Origin of the sequence: Xanthomonas sp. SHU 308 (genome assembly GCF_000364645.1) — a bacterium.
In the GTDB taxonomy this organism is placed as follows: Bacteria; Pseudomonadota; Gammaproteobacteria; order Xanthomonadales; family Xanthomonadaceae; genus Xanthomonas_A; species Xanthomonas_A sontii.
In genome coordinates this window covers 1-617 of record NZ_AQOK01000376.1, presented here as the reverse complement: position 1 = coordinate 617, position 617 = coordinate 1, and the positions used below count along the sequence as shown (strand labels likewise).

The 617-nt window shown below is 68.7% G+C and carries 1 protein-coding gene; it reads left to right on the top strand.

All coding sequences use genetic code 11. The annotated features are described in order from the left end of the window. On the top strand, window positions 1-617 hold a 617-nt coding region (locus tag D588_RS24700; RefSeq protein ID WP_043084731.1), incomplete at both ends, for a hemagglutinin repeat-containing protein.

The window sequence follows — 617 nt, the reverse complement described above, 5'->3', positions numbered from 1 at the left end:
GCGGCCAAGGACATCGCGCTGCTCGCGGCACAGGACACGGTGGACAACCAGTCCAATCAGTCGAGCAAGTCCAGCGGCTTCTCTATCGGCGTGACCTACGACCCGGCCGCGGCGTATCGCAGCGCACGCGATTCGGCGACCAGCAACATGCCCGACAGCGGCTCGACCATGGGCAAGCTCAGCCGGCGCGCCGAGGGCGATACGGCCGGCACCGCGGCCGCGCTGACGCCGGTGGTGATCCAGGCCGGTTCGCACCGCTCCAACGCCAACCAGAACGACAGCACCAGCACCGCGCGGGTGAGCCAGGTCAGCGCCGGCGGCAACCTGACCCTGCTCGCCAGCGACGGCTCGATCACCAGCCAGGGCACGCAACTGTCGGCCGAGGGCAACGCGCTGTTGCTGGCGAGCCAGAACATCGACCTGGGCGTGGCGCATACCACCGAGTCCAGCGGCAACGACAGCCGCGGCAAGGGCTGGAGCTTCAACAATGCGGCGGGCCTGCCGTTCGGCAACTACAACCAGAAGGGCAACGGCAACGGCCAGACCGACACCATCACCGGCACGCAACTGTCGGTGGGCGGCAACGCCAGCCTGAGCACGACCCAGGGCGACATCAC